The sequence below is a fragment of the Paenibacillus sp. AGC31 genome, from assembly GCF_057334655.1.
This window is the reverse complement of sequence record NZ_JBHFJH010000006.1, coordinates 20349-36705: the sequence shown is the minus strand read 5'-3', so window position 1 is coordinate 36705 and position 16357 is coordinate 20349. Positions and strand designations below refer to the sequence as shown.

The 16357-nt window shown below is 48.5% G+C and carries 15 protein-coding genes; all 15 read left to right on the top strand.

Annotated elements, in window-relative coordinates; all coding sequences use genetic code 11:
• Nucleotides 1-191: 191 nt before the first annotated feature.
• The 15 genes from spoVT (at nucleotide 192) to ftsH (ending at nucleotide 16223) form a co-directional block, all read left to right on the top strand.
• Complete coding sequence (gene spoVT / locus ACE04G_RS05165; RefSeq protein WP_036606123.1) at nucleotides 192-734, top strand: stage V sporulation protein T; 543 nt, start codon at nucleotides 192-194, stop codon at nucleotides 732-734.
• A gap of 167 nt (nucleotides 735-901) precedes the next feature.
• Entirely contained in the window at nucleotides 902-2650 is a 1749-nt protein-coding gene (locus ACE04G_RS05160; RefSeq protein ID WP_221825825.1) for a putative polysaccharide biosynthesis protein, read from the top strand.
• 147 nt (nucleotides 2651-2797) lie between these two features.
• On the top strand, nucleotides 2798-4291 hold the full coding sequence (yabN, locus tag ACE04G_RS05155; protein WP_449004817.1) for a bifunctional methyltransferase/pyrophosphohydrolase YabN: 1494 nt from the start codon (nucleotides 2798-2800) through the stop codon (nucleotides 4289-4291).
• 309 nt (nucleotides 4292-4600) lie between these two features.
• The gene (locus ACE04G_RS05150) at nucleotides 4601-4873 is read left to right on the top strand and encodes an HU family DNA-binding protein (protein WP_017691362.1); all 273 of its coding nucleotides are present in this window, start codon (nucleotides 4601-4603) and stop codon (nucleotides 4871-4873) included.
• Nucleotides 4873-5151 (top strand): RNA-binding S4 domain-containing protein, encoded by a 279-nt coding sequence (locus tag ACE04G_RS05145; protein WP_017691361.1) that lies wholly within the window; start codon nucleotides 4873-4875, stop codon nucleotides 5149-5151. The genes ACE04G_RS05150 and ACE04G_RS05145 overlap by 1 nt, the downstream gene beginning before the upstream one ends.
• A 173-nt stretch (nucleotides 5152-5324) precedes the next feature.
• On the top strand, nucleotides 5325-5609 hold the full coding sequence (yabP, locus tag ACE04G_RS05140) for a sporulation protein YabP (RefSeq protein ID WP_036606119.1): 285 nt from the start codon (nucleotides 5325-5327) through the stop codon (nucleotides 5607-5609).
• Nucleotides 5606-6175, top strand: coding sequence for a spore cortex biosynthesis protein YabQ (gene yabQ, locus ACE04G_RS05135; protein ID WP_237178573.1), 570 nt, complete (start codon nucleotides 5606-5608; stop codon nucleotides 6173-6175). Before yabP ends, yabQ begins: the two co-directional genes overlap by 4 nt.
• Before the next feature lie 11 nt (nucleotides 6176-6186).
• Nucleotides 6187-6522 carry an FtsB family cell division protein gene (locus ACE04G_RS05130; protein ID WP_017691358.1) on the top strand — a complete coding sequence of 112 codons (336 nt, stop codon included), beginning with the start codon at nucleotides 6187-6189 and terminating at the stop codon, nucleotides 6520-6522.
• A gap of 198 nt (nucleotides 6523-6720) precedes the next feature.
• Entirely contained in the window at nucleotides 6721-7251 is a 531-nt protein-coding gene (locus ACE04G_RS05125; RefSeq protein ID WP_017691357.1) for a S1 domain-containing RNA-binding protein, read from the top strand.
• Between the two features lie 473 nt (nucleotides 7252-7724).
• Nucleotides 7725-10232, top strand: a complete 2508-nt coding sequence (gene spoIIE, locus ACE04G_RS05120; protein ID WP_449004818.1) for a stage II sporulation protein E — start codon at nucleotides 7725-7727, stop codon at nucleotides 10230-10232.
• An 85-nt stretch (nucleotides 10233-10317) separates the two neighbouring features.
• On the top strand, nucleotides 10318-11070 hold the full coding sequence (locus tag ACE04G_RS05115) for a VWA domain-containing protein (RefSeq protein ID WP_221825814.1): 753 nt from the start codon (nucleotides 10318-10320) through the stop codon (nucleotides 11068-11070).
• Entirely contained in the window at nucleotides 11054-12001 is a 948-nt protein-coding gene (locus ACE04G_RS05110) for a serine/threonine protein kinase (protein ID WP_449004819.1), read from the top strand. The genes ACE04G_RS05115 and ACE04G_RS05110 overlap by 17 nt, the downstream gene beginning before the upstream one ends.
• A gap of 44 nt (nucleotides 12002-12045) precedes the next feature.
• Nucleotides 12046-13485: a tRNA lysidine(34) synthetase TilS gene (gene tilS / locus ACE04G_RS05105; RefSeq protein ID WP_449004820.1), complete on the top strand. Its 1440-nt coding sequence runs from the start codon at nucleotides 12046-12048 to the stop codon at nucleotides 13483-13485.
• A gap of 52 nt (nucleotides 13486-13537) precedes the next feature.
• Nucleotides 13538-14077, top strand: coding sequence for a hypoxanthine phosphoribosyltransferase (gene hpt / locus ACE04G_RS05100; RefSeq protein ID WP_017691352.1), 540 nt, complete (start codon nucleotides 13538-13540; stop codon nucleotides 14075-14077).
• Nucleotides 14078-14177: 100 nt separating this feature from the next.
• Complete coding sequence (gene ftsH, locus ACE04G_RS05095) at nucleotides 14178-16223, top strand: ATP-dependent zinc metalloprotease FtsH (RefSeq protein ID WP_449004821.1); 2046 nt, start codon at nucleotides 14178-14180, stop codon at nucleotides 16221-16223.
• Nucleotides 16224-16357 lie beyond the last annotated feature (134 nt).

Below are 16357 nucleotides of genomic sequence, written 5' to 3'. Positions count from 1 at the left end.
TTCAAGTCGTATGGGTACATGGTCGCCTTCTTCGAAAGTTACACAACTATATTCTCCGAAGCATGTATAAGGAAATGGGAACAGATGAATACTATGGTCAAGATATCACACTAAACGTTCTGGGACTTTCCTCTACCCATTAAGGAACAGTAGTTGAAAAATCTTCTCGAGAAAGTGGGGCAACATGTGAAATGAAAGCTACTGGTATTGTCCGCCGTATAGATGACCTTGGTCGTGTGGTCATTCCAAAAGAAATCCGCCGTACGTTACGTATTCGTGAAGGTGATCCACTGGAAATTTTCGTGGATCGTGATGGAGAAGTTATCCTTAAAAAATATTCGCCAATTGGTGAACTTGGTGATTTTGCCAAAGAATATGCAGAATCCCTGTATGAAAGTACAGGACATGTAACGATGATTTCGGACCGTGATACTATTATCACGGTGGCAGGAGGCTCCAAGAAAGAATATTTGGACAAACAGGTGGGTCAACTGTTGGAAGGTTGTATGGAAAACAGAAAGACCATTTTGGAAACAAACAATGGTTCTTATGAGCTTAGCAAAGATCATGACGAGACGTTATCCTCTTTTGTTATTGCGCCGATTATTTCAGGTGGTGACCCCATCGGAACGGTTATTCTGTTCAATAAGGACGAATCAGTTAAGATGTCTCAAATGGAAGTGAAGATGTCTGAGACGGCTGCTGGTTTCCTTGGCAAGCAAATGGAACAATAGACCGCAGACCAACTCCTGGTGCCCTGTCTTGGGCATACGGGAGTTTTTGCATTTTAAAGGTACAAAGAAGTAGATCCGGATGATTGTGATGGGGAAGGGTTAGTCTGTGTGCCTTCAGGCAGGTATAATAGCAAGGTATGGTTAAAAGGATTACGCAGGAGGGACTTATGAAACAGCCGTCTACAGGCTCAAGGCTGCTACAGGGTGCATGTATACTTGGGTTTGCTGCCATTATCTCTAAAATTATTGGTGCTTTTCAGAAGATTCCGCTGCAGAATCTGGGGGGAGACGGTGTATTTGGCATCTACAATACGGTATATCCGTTATATATGCTCATTATCACACTTGCTGCTGCAGGACTGCCGCTGGCCGTATCCAAATTCGTAGCAGAACAGAACGCACTCGGAAGACCAGACGAGAGCAGAAGAATTATTCGATTATCTTCCCTTCTGCTCGGGGGAATTGGAATTATAATGGCGCTCTTGATGTATGCAGGTGCGCCGCTGATCGCTGACATGATTGGCAACCGTCATGTGGTTCCATCGATTCGTGCAGCTTCATGGGCCTTGTTGTTCGTACCGGTGATGACAGGGCTGCGTGGATATTTTCAGGGATTACAGCAGATGGTGCCAACAGCGGTATCACAAGTGGTGGAGCAGACGATACGTGTTACCGTCATGATTGTTCTGCTTCTGTGGTTGATGAGACGGGACGCTTCGCTTGAGACTATTGCCGCTGGTGCCATGATGGGCTCTGTTGCTGGTGGAATGGTTGGTCTGTTAACCATGTTAGGGTACATGGCCCGACATCGGCGGAAAGACAAGGAAGTGGTCACAGGGCAATTGAATTCGGAATGGAGCAGCAACGTTGGAGAGGTTGGATCAGACAGGCATGAACGTCAGGAGCATAGGTCGGTTACGCCGCAGAAGAAAACGGTGAGTACTATTAATCCCGCTCTGGGAGAACGGTCACGATCCAACGGGGAATGGATCAGGACGTTGCTCATGTATGCCATTCCAGTCTGTCTCGGTTCACTGGCTGTGCCGCTGATGAATCTGGTGGATACTTTCACCGTGCCACGGCTGCTGCGGGGAGAAGGACTGGATGAGCTTCAGTCGATGGTTTCCTTCGGCATCTACAACCGTGGATTGCCGCTGGTTCAACTGGTGACGATGCTTGCCACGTCACTATCTGTGCTGTTTATTCCGGCGATGGCGGAAGCCCGATTAAAGGGCGGGCCAGAAGCCGTCCGGCAGCAAGCAGGCCTCGCGCTGCGCTGGTTCTGGTTGATCGGCCTGGCGGCATCCGCGGGTCTCGCGGTGCTGGCGGAGCCGATTAACCGCATGCTGTACGGAGATGCCGCAGGCACCGAAGCACTGCGGTACATGGCGCTGACGGCTGCGGGCAGCACCGTCAGCATCATTGCAGCGGCGCTGCTGCAAGGCCTCGGCGCCGTGCGTGCACCCGCGTTCAGCATGCTGGCCGCCGCAGGCGTCAAGGCGCTGCTGAACGTCATGCTTGTGCCGGCGCTGGGCATCAGCGGCGCGGCTCTTGCAGGCGCAGTCGCCTACATGCTGGCGGCTGGCCTGAATGTGGCGCTGCTGGCGCGACTTGTCGCCCTGCGCCCTGCCCCTGGCGCCGTCCTGGCGAAGCCAGCGCTGGTGATCGCCGCCATGAGTCTGGCGGCGGTAGGCACGGCCTGGGCCGCCGAAGCGGTACTCGGCGGCATGGGTATCGCGGCCGATCGCAGGCTGGCCGCGATGGGCGTGAGCCTGCTGGGCATTGCCGCAGGCTCGGCCGTGTTCTTGCTGGCGGCGGCCCGGACAGGGTTACTGACCGCCGCGGAGCTGGCGGCTGTGCCCAAGTTGGGGCCTCGCCTTGCCAAGCAGCTGCGCAGACTGCGTGTGCTGCGCTAGCTCCATGCTCACGGTGCTTCTACACCTGGCACAGCGAATATGCAATTATAGGATATCGAATGATTCTGGTATAATACGTGTAATTAGTCCTGTTCAGACACGATGATTATGAGCCTGGACAGGATAGTCCGGATGGAGGTTTACGTAATGAGTGCAGCTTTAACCGTAGTGGGTCTTGGATCTGGAGATGCAGACCAACTGACCGTAGGTATTATCAAAAAAATGAAACATGCAGCTACACTGTATGTACGTACCCTGGATCATCCCGTATTGAATGATCTGCAACAAGAGGGGCTGGAGATGACATCATTTGATGCTATCTATGAGGCGAAGTCCTCCTTCCCCGAAGTATATGATGAGATCGCGAATCAACTGATAGAAGCCGCTCGCAAGGGGGAGGCCGGAACGGAGATTGTGTATGCCGTACCCGGTCATCCGATGGTGGCAGAAGCAAGTGTACGCCTGCTCAAAGAACGTTGTCCGCAGATGGGTATCTCATTGCGTGTCATGGGCGGGGAGAGCTTCCTAGACGAAGCCTTTATACGACTTGGATTTGATCCTATCGAAGGCTTTCAACTCCTGGATGCCAGCAGCTTGAATACAGAACTGGTACAACCACAGCTACATACGTTGATCGGACAAGTCTATGATGTGTTCACTGCTTCGGACGTGAAGCTGTGCTTGATGGAAGTTTACCCGGATGATTATCCGGTATTTGTTGGTCACGCGTTGGGTGTACAGGACCAAGAGGTCATTCACAAGATTCCATTGCATGAACTGGACCGGATCGAAGGGTACGGCAATCTGTCACTGATCTATGTGCCGAAGAACACTGATGATGCCCTGCGTCGCCGTTCCTTTGCGCGTTTACATGAGATCGTCAATATTCTTCGCAGTCCGGGTGGCTGTCCATGGGATCAGGAGCAGACACATCAGTCCATTCGCAAAAACCTGATTGAAGAGACCTATGAGGTCATTGAGACGATCGATGAGGATGACCCCGACCATATGAAAGAAGAGCTGGGTGATCTGCTGCTGCAGATTTTATTGCACTCCCAGATGGAAGAAGAAGTGGGCACATTTAATGTGTATGATGTCATCGAAGGTTTGAATGATAAGCTAATCTTCCGCCATCCACATGTTTTTGGAGATAATCAGGCAGAAGATGCGAATGAAGCTCTTCAGAACTGGGAACAGATGAAGGCAGAGGAGAAGAAGCGCAAAGGCCAGGATCAGCAGAAGGTTTCCGTGTTGGATGGTATACCGCGTGACTTGCCTGCATTGATGAAGGGATACAAGTTACAGAAGAAAGCAGCCAAAGTAGGCTTTGACTGGGATGATGTTGAAGGTGTGTTTGCCAAGATCGAGGAAGAACTGGCGGAGTTGAAAGAAGCGGTGCAACAAGGCCAGTCTGCGGAAGAACGGAAGCTCGAACTGGGTGATTTATTATTCGCAGCCGCGAATGTTGCAAGATTCATCGATACAGACCCGGAAGAGGCGCTTGCTGCGACCAACCGCAAGTTCGTCGGGCGGTTCCAGTACATCGAGGAGCGTTTGCGTGAACAGGGAAGAACACCAGCAGATAGCAATGTAGAAGAGATGGAGCAATTCTGGCAGGATGCGAAGAAGGCAGGATTATAACGGGTTCAATTTTCTGGGAAAAGCCAGATAACTTTATTCCATTCATGCTATGCAGTGTGTTATGATAATACGAACATGTGTTCATCTGTGTAAACTGGAGTTGGTGTTTAGCGACAGATGGTTTCGGGTATTGGTCTTAGACTGTTGCCTGCGGACCATCGACAAAAAGCTAAAAAAAGTCGCGGACCAAGGCAGGATTTCAGATACCAAGCCAGAATACATGTGTAGTGACCTAACGCGAATCAGCGGCAATCGATGCATTGTCAGGAATCGCAGATACTTTTTTTTCAATTTGGGAGGCTTTTAAAAATGAACAAAACAGATCTGATTAACAACATTTCAACCAAAAGTGGTTTGACTAAAAAAGACGTTGAGTCCGTATTGAACGGCTTTTTGGGAGAAATTACAGATGCACTTGCCAGCGGAGACAAAGTACAATTGATCGGCTTTGGCACTTTTGAGACCCGCAAACGTTCCGGTCGTACCGGACGTAACCCACAAACAGGGAATGAAATTGTGATTCCTGAGTCCACTGTTCCTGCATTCAAAGCAGGCAACAAACTTAAAGAAGCCGTAAAATAATGCGTCTTGATAAATTCCTGAAGGTCTCCCGGCTAATCAAACGCCGCACTGTGGCTAAGGACGTCTCTGAACAGGGACGTGTTCTGGTGAACGGACGTGAAGCAAAGCCCAGCGCCGCTGTCAAAGTGGGCGATGAGCTGACGGTTCAGTTCGGTCAGAAACTGGTCACCGTGAGGGTGGAACGAATTGCCGAGAGTACCAAGAAGGATGAGGCGAGCAGCCTCTACACCTTGGTGAAGGAAGAGCCGATCGCCAAGGATAACGGAATGAACTGGTAACAGTACATCTGGTATTAAATATTCATTCAATGCAAGTTGAATCGAAACGTCCTCCTGTAACAGGGAAGGGCGTTTTTGTTTTTTACTGGATACCGGGTTATTTGTTCAACAACGCTGGTTCTATTCCAACCTCCTCATCCATAAGCTAGGTGTAAGAAGGAGGGGTACATGCCATGGTTGAGCACGGTAAGGCCAAACAGCATCATCTGAGCATGCAGAATCGGAAACTGCTGGATCTGACGGGTGTCTCCAACGTGGAGAGCTTCGACAGTGAGGAATTTTTGCTGCAGACTGAACTTGGGCATCTGACCATCCGGGGGCACAATTTACATATCAAAAACCTGAGCCTGGAGGAAGGTCTGTTATCCATTGAAGGCACAGTCAGTTCGCTCCAATATCTGGACCCCGGTTCCCAGTCCAAAAATGGTAAGGGCCTGTTTGGCAAGATGTTCCGATGAGTCCGGATACTCAATGGATCACATTGATGTGGATGCTTACCTCGGGGGTCGTGATGGGAATGGCCTACGACAGTTACCGGGTACTGTCCGGACAGCTGCGGTTTCCGAGATGGAGTATTCACACGCTCGATCTGTTGTACTGGGTTGCTTCCGCGCTGTTCGTTTTTCGGATGCTATACGCCGGAAACCACGGACAGTTGCGGTTTTATGTCTTTTTGGGGCTGATTATAGGGGTTTGCTTCTATTTTTGGCTTTTAAGTGTTACAACCCAGCGTTTTGTGGTAATGTTAATTAAACTCGCAAGAACGCTGATTCATTGGTGTGGACATATCCTTAACATCCTGATCGTTATGCCGGCTAAAGGAATTTATAAGTTAATTCGCGTATTATTCGGTTTTGTAATTGCGATACTACTATTCCTGGGCAGGCTGGTGCTGCAGTGTTTGGTACCTTTCGGCAAGTTGTTCCGCTGGATGTTTAGGCCGCTCCTGAAACATTGGGTAACGCCACGCTTCATGATCCGTGTGGGTACAAGAATTGCAGCGATATGGAAACGCTGGTTTTAAGGAGGTCCGTAATGGGTAAAACACCTGTGGGCAGATCAAAGGCTCCAACTAACCAAGGAAAATCTGCCGGTGCAAAAAGGCGCCTCATGCTTTGGATGACGTTTATGATTGTATTTGTAATATGGGCAGGATATACATTCCTTGTGCAGACTGCACAAATTTCGGACAAGAGTTCTCATCTGGCCACTCAGCAAGCTTCAAAGGAAGATACGTTGAAGAAGCTGGAACAGTTGAAGTACGAAGTCAGCCGGTTGAATGACCCTGAATACATAGGACAGCTGGCACGGAAAAAAGGATATTATCTTCCTGAGGAAACGCCGATCCAGGTTGAAGAGTCAGGGAACTGATGGAATTCGGTCCATTACCGAGCTAGGTTTGTTATCCTTGTGTCTGAAGCCGTTAAACCGGAAAAAATAGGCTCTCTGATGGGGTAGTGTTCAGTTGACCTTGGTTTACGGCATAAGGTATAATTACATTAGCGCAGCATTGATTTTGGCATTCAAAAAATCGGGTTGTATATTTTTAAGGGAGGATCATTTTATTCTATGGCAATTGAAGTGGGCACCAAGTTAGAGGGCAAGGTGACAGGAATCACGCATTTTGGAGCATTTGTGGATCTGTCAGGAGGTGTCACGGGTCTCGTTCACATCTCGGAAATCGCCGACAATTACGTCAAAGATGTCAACGACCACCTGAAGCTGAATGACCTCGTTACAGTGAAGGTTATCAACGTTGACAAGGATGGCAAGATCGGACTTTCCATTAAGCAAGCTGTTGACAAACCGGTTGAGCAACAAACCCAATCTAGACCCCCGAGAGCTCCTAGACCGGAACGCAGTGGAGGAGATCGCGAACGATTCAGCGGCGGAGGCCCAAGTGGTGGCCAAGGTCGTGGTGGTGGCGGCGGTGGATTTAACCGTGGTGACCGCGGAGGCCGTTCTTTCAAGCCCGCAGCAGGCAAACCTTCATTTGAGGATAAAATGTCACGCTTCCTGAAAGATAGTGAAGAGCGGATCTCTTCGCTTAAGAAGAACACAGAAGGCAAACGCGGAGGCCGTGGGGCCAAGCGTGTGTAATCTGTCACAACCTGATCTAAACATATAAGTAAAACCGTTAGCCCATGGGCTAGCGGTTTTTTTGCGTTTCTATCACAGATAAGGAGTTGAATAGCTTTTTTTGTAAGGTGAAGCTCCATATCCCCAGTTTTTCTGCACGGCAAAATGGAACCATAAGAACATTTGTCGTCTACCATTTTTTACCGACAGGTTTCCGTGGCATTCCACAGTTATCCTGCTCAAATGATGGCGAGACCAAATCATCGCCGGTTCAAAATCAGACATTCCGATTGTCGGAATCAAGTAGGAGAATGAATGAAACCACAATAAGGCCGGGGGTTTCGCTCCACCGCGCCAGGCTTGTTTCTTTTGTCGTAAACTTTTTGGACCCTGCCCACCTATTCTGACAAACTACGTCTTCTAATCTATCTATAATCAGAACCATCGAGAACGAAACACGAAAATTCAAATTAATCGAATGGGGTGCCTTGAGGATGATGGAAAAGTGGAATGTCATTCAATTTCCGGGAATGAAAGCAGGTAAAGGAGGTACGGAAGCTCGGGAGGAGCTGTCGGTACGTCTGAAACATTGGCTTGGCTCCCGCAAGGCTGTCCAGATGGTTGCTTCCCGCAAATGGGTACTGCTGCTCACATTCATGGGATTTCTGCTCGGAAAGGCGATGATCCTGAATGAGTTATCTCCCTTTGCCATTGCTTACTTCGCCGTAATTGCTTTCATGCGCAGGGATTACATCATTCCGGTAGGCGCCGCTTTACTCGCAGGTAGTCTCTTTGCACCGTTTCCGGTACCACTCATTGTTGCATCGGAGATCGCCATCTTTTATCTGTTCTTCCGTGGACTGGAGTCATATGATCGTGCTGAATTATCTTATGCACCAACGATGGTGTTTACGACTACGTTTATGGTCAAATTATTCGCGGTTGTGATTGGGCCATCCTTCAGCTGGTACGCGATGCTGATGCTCACGATGGATTCGATATTAAGTTTCGTGCTCACCCTTGTTTTTATACAAGCCATACCGATCTTCACCTACCGCAAAAAAAAGTTCAGCCTAAAGAACGAGGAGATCCTTTGTCTGATCATATTGCTCGCTTCCGTTATGACGGGAGCCGTAGGGTGGACCATTCAGTCCTTATCCGTCGAGCATATGCTCTCCCGTTATCTCATATTAATCTTTGCTCTGGTGGGCGGAGCCCCCCTCGGAGCCTCAGTTGGGGTCATTACCGGCTTGATTCTGAGCCTGGCTGACATGTCAGCGGTGTATCAGATGAGCCTGCTTGCTTTTGCCGGAATGCTGGCGGGTATGCTTCGAGAGGGCAAACGTGCGGCGGTTGCACTGGGCATGCTGCTGGGTTCATCCATTCTATCCATATATCTGGGAGGACCGGGCGATGTTATGAACTCATTATGGGAGACGTGTGCAGCTATCGTACTATTCATGTTGACACCTAAAAGCCTGATGACAGCGATATCCAAATATGTACCGGGTACGCACGATCATACAAAATCCCAGCATGAGTATGCCAAACGGATACGGGATATCACGGCAGAACGGGTAACCCGGTTCTCGCAGGTATTCCGTCAATTGTCACGTAGCTTCGATCAGATGTCCGGTGCAGGGGAGCAGGTACAGAAAGAAGGTGGAATGGACCATTTCATGAATGCGGTTGCCGAGGGCACATGTGCAAGCTGCTTCAAGCGTACACAATGCTGGGATGCGAAGTTTATTCAAACCTACAAATATATGACGGACGTGATGAGTACAATTGAAGGAAACCCGGAGATCTCAGGCAAGCAGATTCCAGTGGACTGGAACAGGGTGTGTGCAAAACCGGAAGAGGTCCTTGAAGTCATGCGTGCCCAGTATGGACTGCATCAACATAACATGCAATGGAAGCGTCAAATTATCGATAGCCGGCAGCTGGTTGCAGAGCAATTGTCCGGTGTATCTCAGGTCATGGAGGACCTGGCCAAAGAAATTCAGCGGGAAAGTGATGAGATGGTACAGCAGGAGGAGCAGATTCGGGACGCACTGGAGTCATTGGGCTTGTCCATTCACTCCATTGAGATCATCAATCTGGAAGCGGGCAATGTAGAGATTGAGATTGTACATGCATATACACGTGGATTCGATGAGTGCCGTAAAATGATAGCTCCGCTGATCTCGGATGTACTGGACGAGCATATTGCTGTCTTGCATGAGACCATGACTGATCCTCGTCAGGGATTGGCGACCGTTACGTTTGGTTCAGCCAAAACGTTCGAGGTAACCACGGGTGTTGCTGCCGCTGCAAAAGGGGGAGATGTGATGTCAGGCGACAGCTTCAGTACGGTTGAGTTAGGCAACGGTACATTCGCGGTGGCGCTCAGTGATGGAATGGGCAATGGGGAACGGGCACGCATGGAGAGCAGCGCGGCTCTGAACATATTGGAACAGTTGTTACAGTCCGGCATGGATGAGAAACTGGCGATCAAATCCGTGAACTCCGTTCTGATGCTGCGCTCCCCTGAAGAGATGTATGCCACAGTGGATATGGCGCTGATCGATGAATATACGGCAGAGACCACGTTTATGAAAATCGGATCGACGCCAAGTTTTATCAAACGAGGACAGGAGGTTATTCAGGTTTCGGCCAGCAATTTGCCAATCGGTATTATTAAAGATATTGAAGTGGATCTGGTAACGGTACAGCTTCAGCCGGGGGATATCCTCATTATGATGACGGATGGCATCTATGACGCACCGGGGTATGCGGTGAACAAAGAGTTATGGATGAAAAGGCTCATTCAAGAGATTGATACAGAGGATCCGCAAGATTTGGCCGATTGCCTGCTTGAAAGTGTTATAAGATATCAGCAGCATGAGATTTTGGATGATATGACCGTTGTTGTTGGAAAAGTAGAGCATTTCCGCCCTGAATGGGCCACACTGCGTGTGCCTGGCATCAACCGGATGGAGCGTCCACGGACCGTCAGTTAATTGCATATTCTTCTGTTTGAAGTCTCTTCATTCTGGCAATGCTAGTCATAGAGTTGGAGAGTAACGAATAACGGAGGGATATCGGATGAAGCAAATCTTATTGATCACCGACGGTTGTTCCAATGTAGGACCAAGTCCGGTGCTGGCAGCGGCCGAAGCGCTGGAAGAGGGGATTACGGTTAATGTGGTTGGCGTGATTGATTATGGAACCATTGGTGAGCTGGGTAGTCGGGAGATTGAGGATATTGCCAGAGCCGGAGGTGGAATCAGCCAAATTGTAGGTACACGTCAGCTTGCCCATACCATGCAGATGATGACAAGGAAAACGGTGGTTCAGACTATTCAGCAGGCGGTTAATAGAGAGTTAACACAAATTTTGGGAGAGAAGGAGCCCAAAACGGTAACGGATCTGGAGCCTTCACAACGCGCCCGGGTCGTGGAAGTGATGGATGATATGGCTGAAACTACAGCCTTACAGGTTATATTGTTAATCGACGTCAGTGCCAGCATGAAACCCAAACTGGCTGCGGTAGAAGAAGGCATTCGTGATTTAATGTTAAGTTTGCAGGCGCGTATAGGTCAGAGCAAGCTTTCCGTATTTCATTTTCCGGGGCGACACAGTGGAGAAGATGCGGTAATGGATATTGACTGGACAACGGATCCAGGCCGTGTTCGGTCCTTGTTTGGAAGGTTGCAGATGAAGGGGGCAACGCCGACAGGTCCTGCAATTCAGAAGGTGATTGATTTTTACCGTTATGGTACACTGGAGAAACAGCAGGAAATAGAAGGGAACTATCGCATTGAAAGAGAAGGGATGCTCGGTGACAACGTTGTCTGACGCCTCTTTCCCGCCAGGAACAGTGGTTACAGGGAAATGGAATCGCAGTCGTTACACGATTCGGAAACTACTGGGCAAAGGAGCTAATGGCATCGTTTTTCTTGTCCAACGGGGTGAAAATGGCAAACACTACGCGCTAAAAATGGGATTTGATCCGGTTGATCTGCAATCGGAAGTTAATGTACTCAAATCCTTTCAACTACAGCGTAATCATGAGGCCCTTCGGCAGAGCGGCATTCCTTCCTATCTTAAAGATGTGGATGACTATGCCGTTCGTGGCCGGGATATTCCCTTTTATGTGATGCGTTACGTTAGAGGTGAGGCACTTCATCACTTCATTCGGCGTCAGGGAACAGACTGGACACTTCTGGTGGGACTTAGACTCTTGCAGAAGCTGGCACAGTTGCATCAGGCGGGATGGGTGTTTGGTGATCTCAAACCTCAAAATGTGTTGGTATCCGACTATGGGCAGGTGGAATTGATCGACTACGGCGGAGTTACGTCGATTGGTCGAAGCGTCAAACAGTTCACCGAATGGTATGATCGGGGCTTCTGGAATGCAGGCAGCCGTACGGCAGATGGTACCTATGATGTATTTGCATTTGCATTATTGTTGATTCATGTTCTTGAAGCAGACGCGCTCAAGGCACTGGCAGCCGAAGGATTACCGCAACTGCGAAGTGTGAATCAGCTCGTAGCGCTGGTGGAGCGCAGTGAGCGACTGGGTCCTTTTCGCAATTGGACGATTCAGGCATTACGAGGTCAGTTTTGTGATGCAGGTCATGCGGCACAAGGGTGGAAGGAAATGATGGCACGCCCCACTCCTCTCCGTCGTCGTTCCAAAAGTACAACACCGCGCTGGCTTAAGAACGCATTCGCTGTATCTGTGATATTACTTATTGGAGTGCTCATCTTTGCACTACTTTTCTGATCTGTGAGAGTGCATATACATAACGCAAGGAATGAGGAACAGGTATGGAGGCCTTACGCTGGAACATGCTGGTGAAGAACGTGCTGGATGCAGCAGAAGAGCATCAGTTATGGGTTCCCGGGGATCGGATTGTCGTCGCAGTATCGGGCGGGCCGGACTCGGTAGCTTTTTTGCATATCATGCACGAGATCAGCATGCGGCATGTCCCGCTTGAATTAATCTGTGCCCATGTACATCATGGTTTCCGGACCGAATCTGATGACGAAGCGGAGAAAATGATGGAACTGGCACAGCAGCTTGGTATTACACTTGAATGGACCAAGGCCGATGTACCTTCATATATGGAGCTGACGGGTCAAGGGCCACAGGAAGCGGCACGCAACAAGCGATATGCCTTTCTTCATGAAGTAGCTACCAAATATAATGCGGCAAGCATCGCTTTGGCACATCATGCGGATGATCAGGCGGAGACGGTCATGCTTCATTTGCTTCGTGGAACCGGCTTGTCGGGACTCTCAGGAATGAAGTTTAAAAGACGAGAAAAAAATGTGGAACTTATTCGTCCATGCCTTCGTATAAACAAGACAGACCTTGTAGAAGCTTGTAATACCCAAGGTTTTATGTATTTCAATGATGAGAGCAACGCCCTGCGTAAATATCGGCGTAATGCCATTCGCTTGGATGTGCTTCCTTTTTTGGGGCAGTATAATGGACAACTCACGCCGTCATTGAATCGGCTTGCCGAAATTGTGGGTGATGAAGACGATTTCATGGAGCAGAGTGCATATGACACATACAGGTGTCTAGTGCAGGTGAACGGCGGAAGGCAAACCTTTGAGGTGCCTTCCTTCTTGAAGTTACATGTCGCTTTACAACGAAGGTTGATTAAACTAATATTGAATTATCTGCCTTTGGACAGTGATTTTGTCGACTTTACCCGTATAGAAACCATTCGACACAAGGTCATGGAGACCCATGTGACGACCTGGAGCCTGGATATAGGACAGACACTCGCCTGTACTCGGGAGTATAATCTGATTTCTTTTGGCATACGGACGGACGTACAGGATCAATCTTACGAGTATCGTCTTGCGCAATGGAGTGGAACTTATGAGCTTTCACTCACCCCAATTAATCGGTATATTCGGTTGATGACGGTGAGTCCCGAGGACTATCATGTACCGGAATCGGCGGATCAAGCCGCGTTTGATGCGGATCAACTGCTTATGCCGCTGGTTGTGCGTTCACGGTTACCTGGAGATACCATGAAAGTGATGGGATTAAACGGAAGCAAAAAGGTGAAAAATATTTTCATCGATGAGAAAATCCCCCCATCTGTCCGTCCACGTATTCCTGTGGTATGTGATGGAGCAGGTCAGATCATCTGGTTACCGGGTGTTCGACGGTCCAATGTGGCTCCTGTCAGGGAGGGCACTTCCGCAATCCTGTACATGACTGTAGGCGATTCAGCGATTCAGGGGTAGTGGTTATGGTTCAGGTAAGGCTTTCATAGTATAACTTAGGAGGTTCGCACAGTTGCAGAACGACATTCAGGAAGTATTGATCAGTGAAGAAGAAATTCAGAGTAAAGTCAAGGAATTAGGCGCAACACTAAGTGCCGAATATGCAAATCGCAATCCTTTGGTCATTTGTGTGCTCAAGGGTGCGTTTATATTTATGGCTGATTTGGTTAAAAACATAACGGTACCTGTTGAAATGGATTTTATGGCAGTATCCAGTTACGGCGCTTCCACCAAGTCATCAGGTGTTGTCAAAATCATTAAGGATCTGGATGTATCCGTTGAAGGACGGGAAGTTCTGATTGTCGAAGATATTATCGACAGCGGACTTACACTCAGCTATCTGATTGAACTGCTAGAAAACCGCGGTGCCGAGTCGGTGCGTGTGGTTACGCTGTTCGACAAGCCTTCAGGCCGTAAAGTTGAGTTGGAAGCTCATTACACAGGCTTTGACATTCCTGACGCGTTCATCGTTGGTTACGGTTTGGATTTTGCGGAGAAGTACCGGAACCTGCCCTATATCGGGATTTTGAAGCCGGAAGTCTATAGTAGCTAATATCCTGCCCGACCCAAGCCTTGAGCTGTTCTTGGCTTCTGTTGAGAAGCCATGTCGGGCTATGTTAAAATAATTAAAGTGTCTCGAGAGGAGGTAGGGGATGAATCGGTTCATCCGGAATTCTGGTTTTTATTTGATTCTTTTTTTAGTTGTGGTGGGTTTGGTTAGATTTATCACTGATGGGAATGAAGTCATAGAAAACCCTAGATATGATCAGTTGCGCGCGGAGATTAAGGCCAATAACGTCTCTGAATTGACGGTTCAATTCAACGGTCAAACGTATCTCGTGACCGGTCAATACAAGAAGGTACCAGATGGCGCCAAATCAGAAAATTTCTCAACGTATATTCCTCCTACGGATGAGGCAATTAGTGAGCTTGTAGCTGCAAGTGAAACTAACAACTTCCAATATCAACAGGAGCCAATGAAAGGTGATAGCATCTGGTTGACGTTGCTGACTTCCTTTATTCCTTTGATCATTATGTTCCTGCTGTTCTTCTTCCTGTTTAATCAGGCTCAAGGCGGCGGCGGTAAAGTAATGAACTTTGGTAAAAGCCGTGCTCGTCTCTACAATGAAGAGAAGAAGCGGGTTACATTTGAAGATGTTGCGGGTGCTGACGAAGAGAAACAAGAACTTGTTGAGGTTGTAGACTTCCTCAAGGACCCTCGTAAATTCGCAGCAGTAGGTGCAAGGATTCCTAAGGGCGTATTGCTCGTAGGGCCTCCAGGTACCGGTAAAACATTGCTCGCTCGTGCCGTAGCCGGTGAAGCGGGTGTACCATTTTTCACGATTTCAGGTTCCGACTTCGTTGAAATGTTCGTCGGTGTCGGTGCATCACGTGTACGTGATTTGTTTGAAAATGCGAAGAAAAATGCCCCATGTATCATCTTTATCGATGAGATTGATGCTGTAGGACGTCAGCGTGGTGCTGGTCTCGGTGGTGGTCACGATGAACGTGAACAGACACTCAACCAGTTGCTCGTTGAGATGGACGGATTCGGAGTTAACGAAGGTATTATCATCATTGCCGCAACGAACCGTGCAGATATTTTGGACCCTGCCTTGCTGCGTCCTGGACGTTTTGACCGTCAAATTACGGTTGACCGCCCTGACGTAAGAGGTCGTGAAGCTGTCCTGAAAGTACATTCCCGTAATAAACCACTGACCAAAGATGTGAAGATGGATATTATTGCGAAGCGTACAACAGGTTTCTCTGGTGCGGATCTGGAAAATCTCTTGAACGAAGCGGCATTGCTTGCAGCGCGTCGTAACCGTAAAGATATTTCCATGAAGGAAGTTGACGAAGCGATTGACCGTGTCATCGTTGGTACGGAGAAGAAAAGCCGTGTCATCAGTGATCGCGAGAAACGAATCGTTGCTTATCACGAAGCAGGTCATACCATTGTAGGATACTTCCTCGAACATGCTGATATGGTACATAAAGTAACCATTATTCCGCGCGGACGTGCGGGTGGATATGTAATCATGTTGCCAAAAGAAGACCGTATGCTGGTTACCAAGCAGGAATTGCTGGATAAAGTAACCGGACTTCTCGGGGGTCGTGTAGCTGAAGAATTGTTCATCGGAGAAATTGGTACTGGTGCATACAGTGACTTCCAGCAAGCGACAGGTATTGTTCGCAGCATGGTTATGGAATACGGTATGAGTGAGAAATTGGGACCTATGCAATTCGGAAGTTCACAAGGACAGGTATTCCTTGGTCGGGATATCGGTCATGAACAGAATTACTCGGATTCCATTGCTTACGAGATTGATCAGGAAATGCAACGCTTTATCAATGACTGTTATGAGAAGTGTAAGGACTTGCTTGTTAAACATTCAAAAGAGATGCACCTGATCGCTCAAACTTTGCTTGAGGTTGAGACTTTGGAAATGGATCAGATCAAGCAATTGATCGAAACAGGTTCTTTGACTCCAAAAGCAGAGAATGACAATGATGGTGAAGGCACACCAACTGAAGGCGGAGAGCCAATCATCGACACCATCGGTGATGTGCGTGTTCGTATTCAAGGTAAAGATGAAACGCCTGAGCCACCAGCCGGAGATATTCCAAACGAAGCTCCGAATCTGGAAAAGGGTAATAACAATAACCCGGATGATGGCGGAACGAAGCCAACGTCTTAATGCACAATACATCTGGCTATGCTAGCAGGTAAATCAAGAGAGCCCTCGAGGCTCTCTTTTTTTATCCATTATTTTTAAAAGAGGATAGATAAAGATAAACGGGAGTTAGATGGCGAACCAGTTAGCAAACAGGT

Excerpts from the sequence above, each read along its gene's own strand:
- ACE04G_RS05150 (WP_017691362.1), top strand. The coding sequence starts at position 4,601 with ATGAACAAAACAGATCTGATTAACAACATTTCAACCAAAAGTGGTTTG.
- yabQ (WP_237178573.1), top strand. The coding sequence starts at position 5,606 with ATGAGTCCGGATACTCAATGGATCACATTGATGTGGATGCTTACCTCG.
- ACE04G_RS05130 (WP_017691358.1), top strand. The coding sequence starts at position 6,187 with ATGGGTAAAACACCTGTGGGCAGATCAAAGGCTCCAACTAACCAAGGA.
- spoIIE (WP_449004818.1), top strand. The coding sequence starts at position 7,725 with ATGATGGAAAAGTGGAATGTCATTCAATTTCCGGGAATGAAAGCAGGT.
- ftsH (WP_449004821.1), top strand. The coding sequence starts at position 14,178 with ATGAATCGGTTCATCCGGAATTCTGGTTTTTATTTGATTCTTTTTTTA.
- ACE04G_RS05145 (WP_017691361.1), top strand. The coding sequence starts at position 4,873 with ATGCGTCTTGATAAATTCCTGAAGGTCTCCCGGCTAATCAAACGCCGC.
- ACE04G_RS05160 (WP_221825825.1), top strand. The coding sequence starts at position 902 with ATGAAACAGCCGTCTACAGGCTCAAGGCTGCTACAGGGTGCATGTATA.
- spoVT (WP_036606123.1), top strand. The coding sequence starts at position 192 with ATGAAAGCTACTGGTATTGTCCGCCGTATAGATGACCTTGGTCGTGTG.
- ACE04G_RS05115 (WP_221825814.1), top strand. The coding sequence starts at position 10,318 with ATGAAGCAAATCTTATTGATCACCGACGGTTGTTCCAATGTAGGACCA.
- yabN (WP_449004817.1), top strand. The coding sequence starts at position 2,798 with ATGAGTGCAGCTTTAACCGTAGTGGGTCTTGGATCTGGAGATGCAGAC.
- tilS (WP_449004820.1), top strand. The coding sequence starts at position 12,046 with ATGGAGGCCTTACGCTGGAACATGCTGGTGAAGAACGTGCTGGATGCA.
- ACE04G_RS05125 (WP_017691357.1), top strand. The coding sequence starts at position 6,721 with ATGGCAATTGAAGTGGGCACCAAGTTAGAGGGCAAGGTGACAGGAATC.
- yabP (WP_036606119.1), top strand. The coding sequence starts at position 5,325 with ATGGTTGAGCACGGTAAGGCCAAACAGCATCATCTGAGCATGCAGAAT.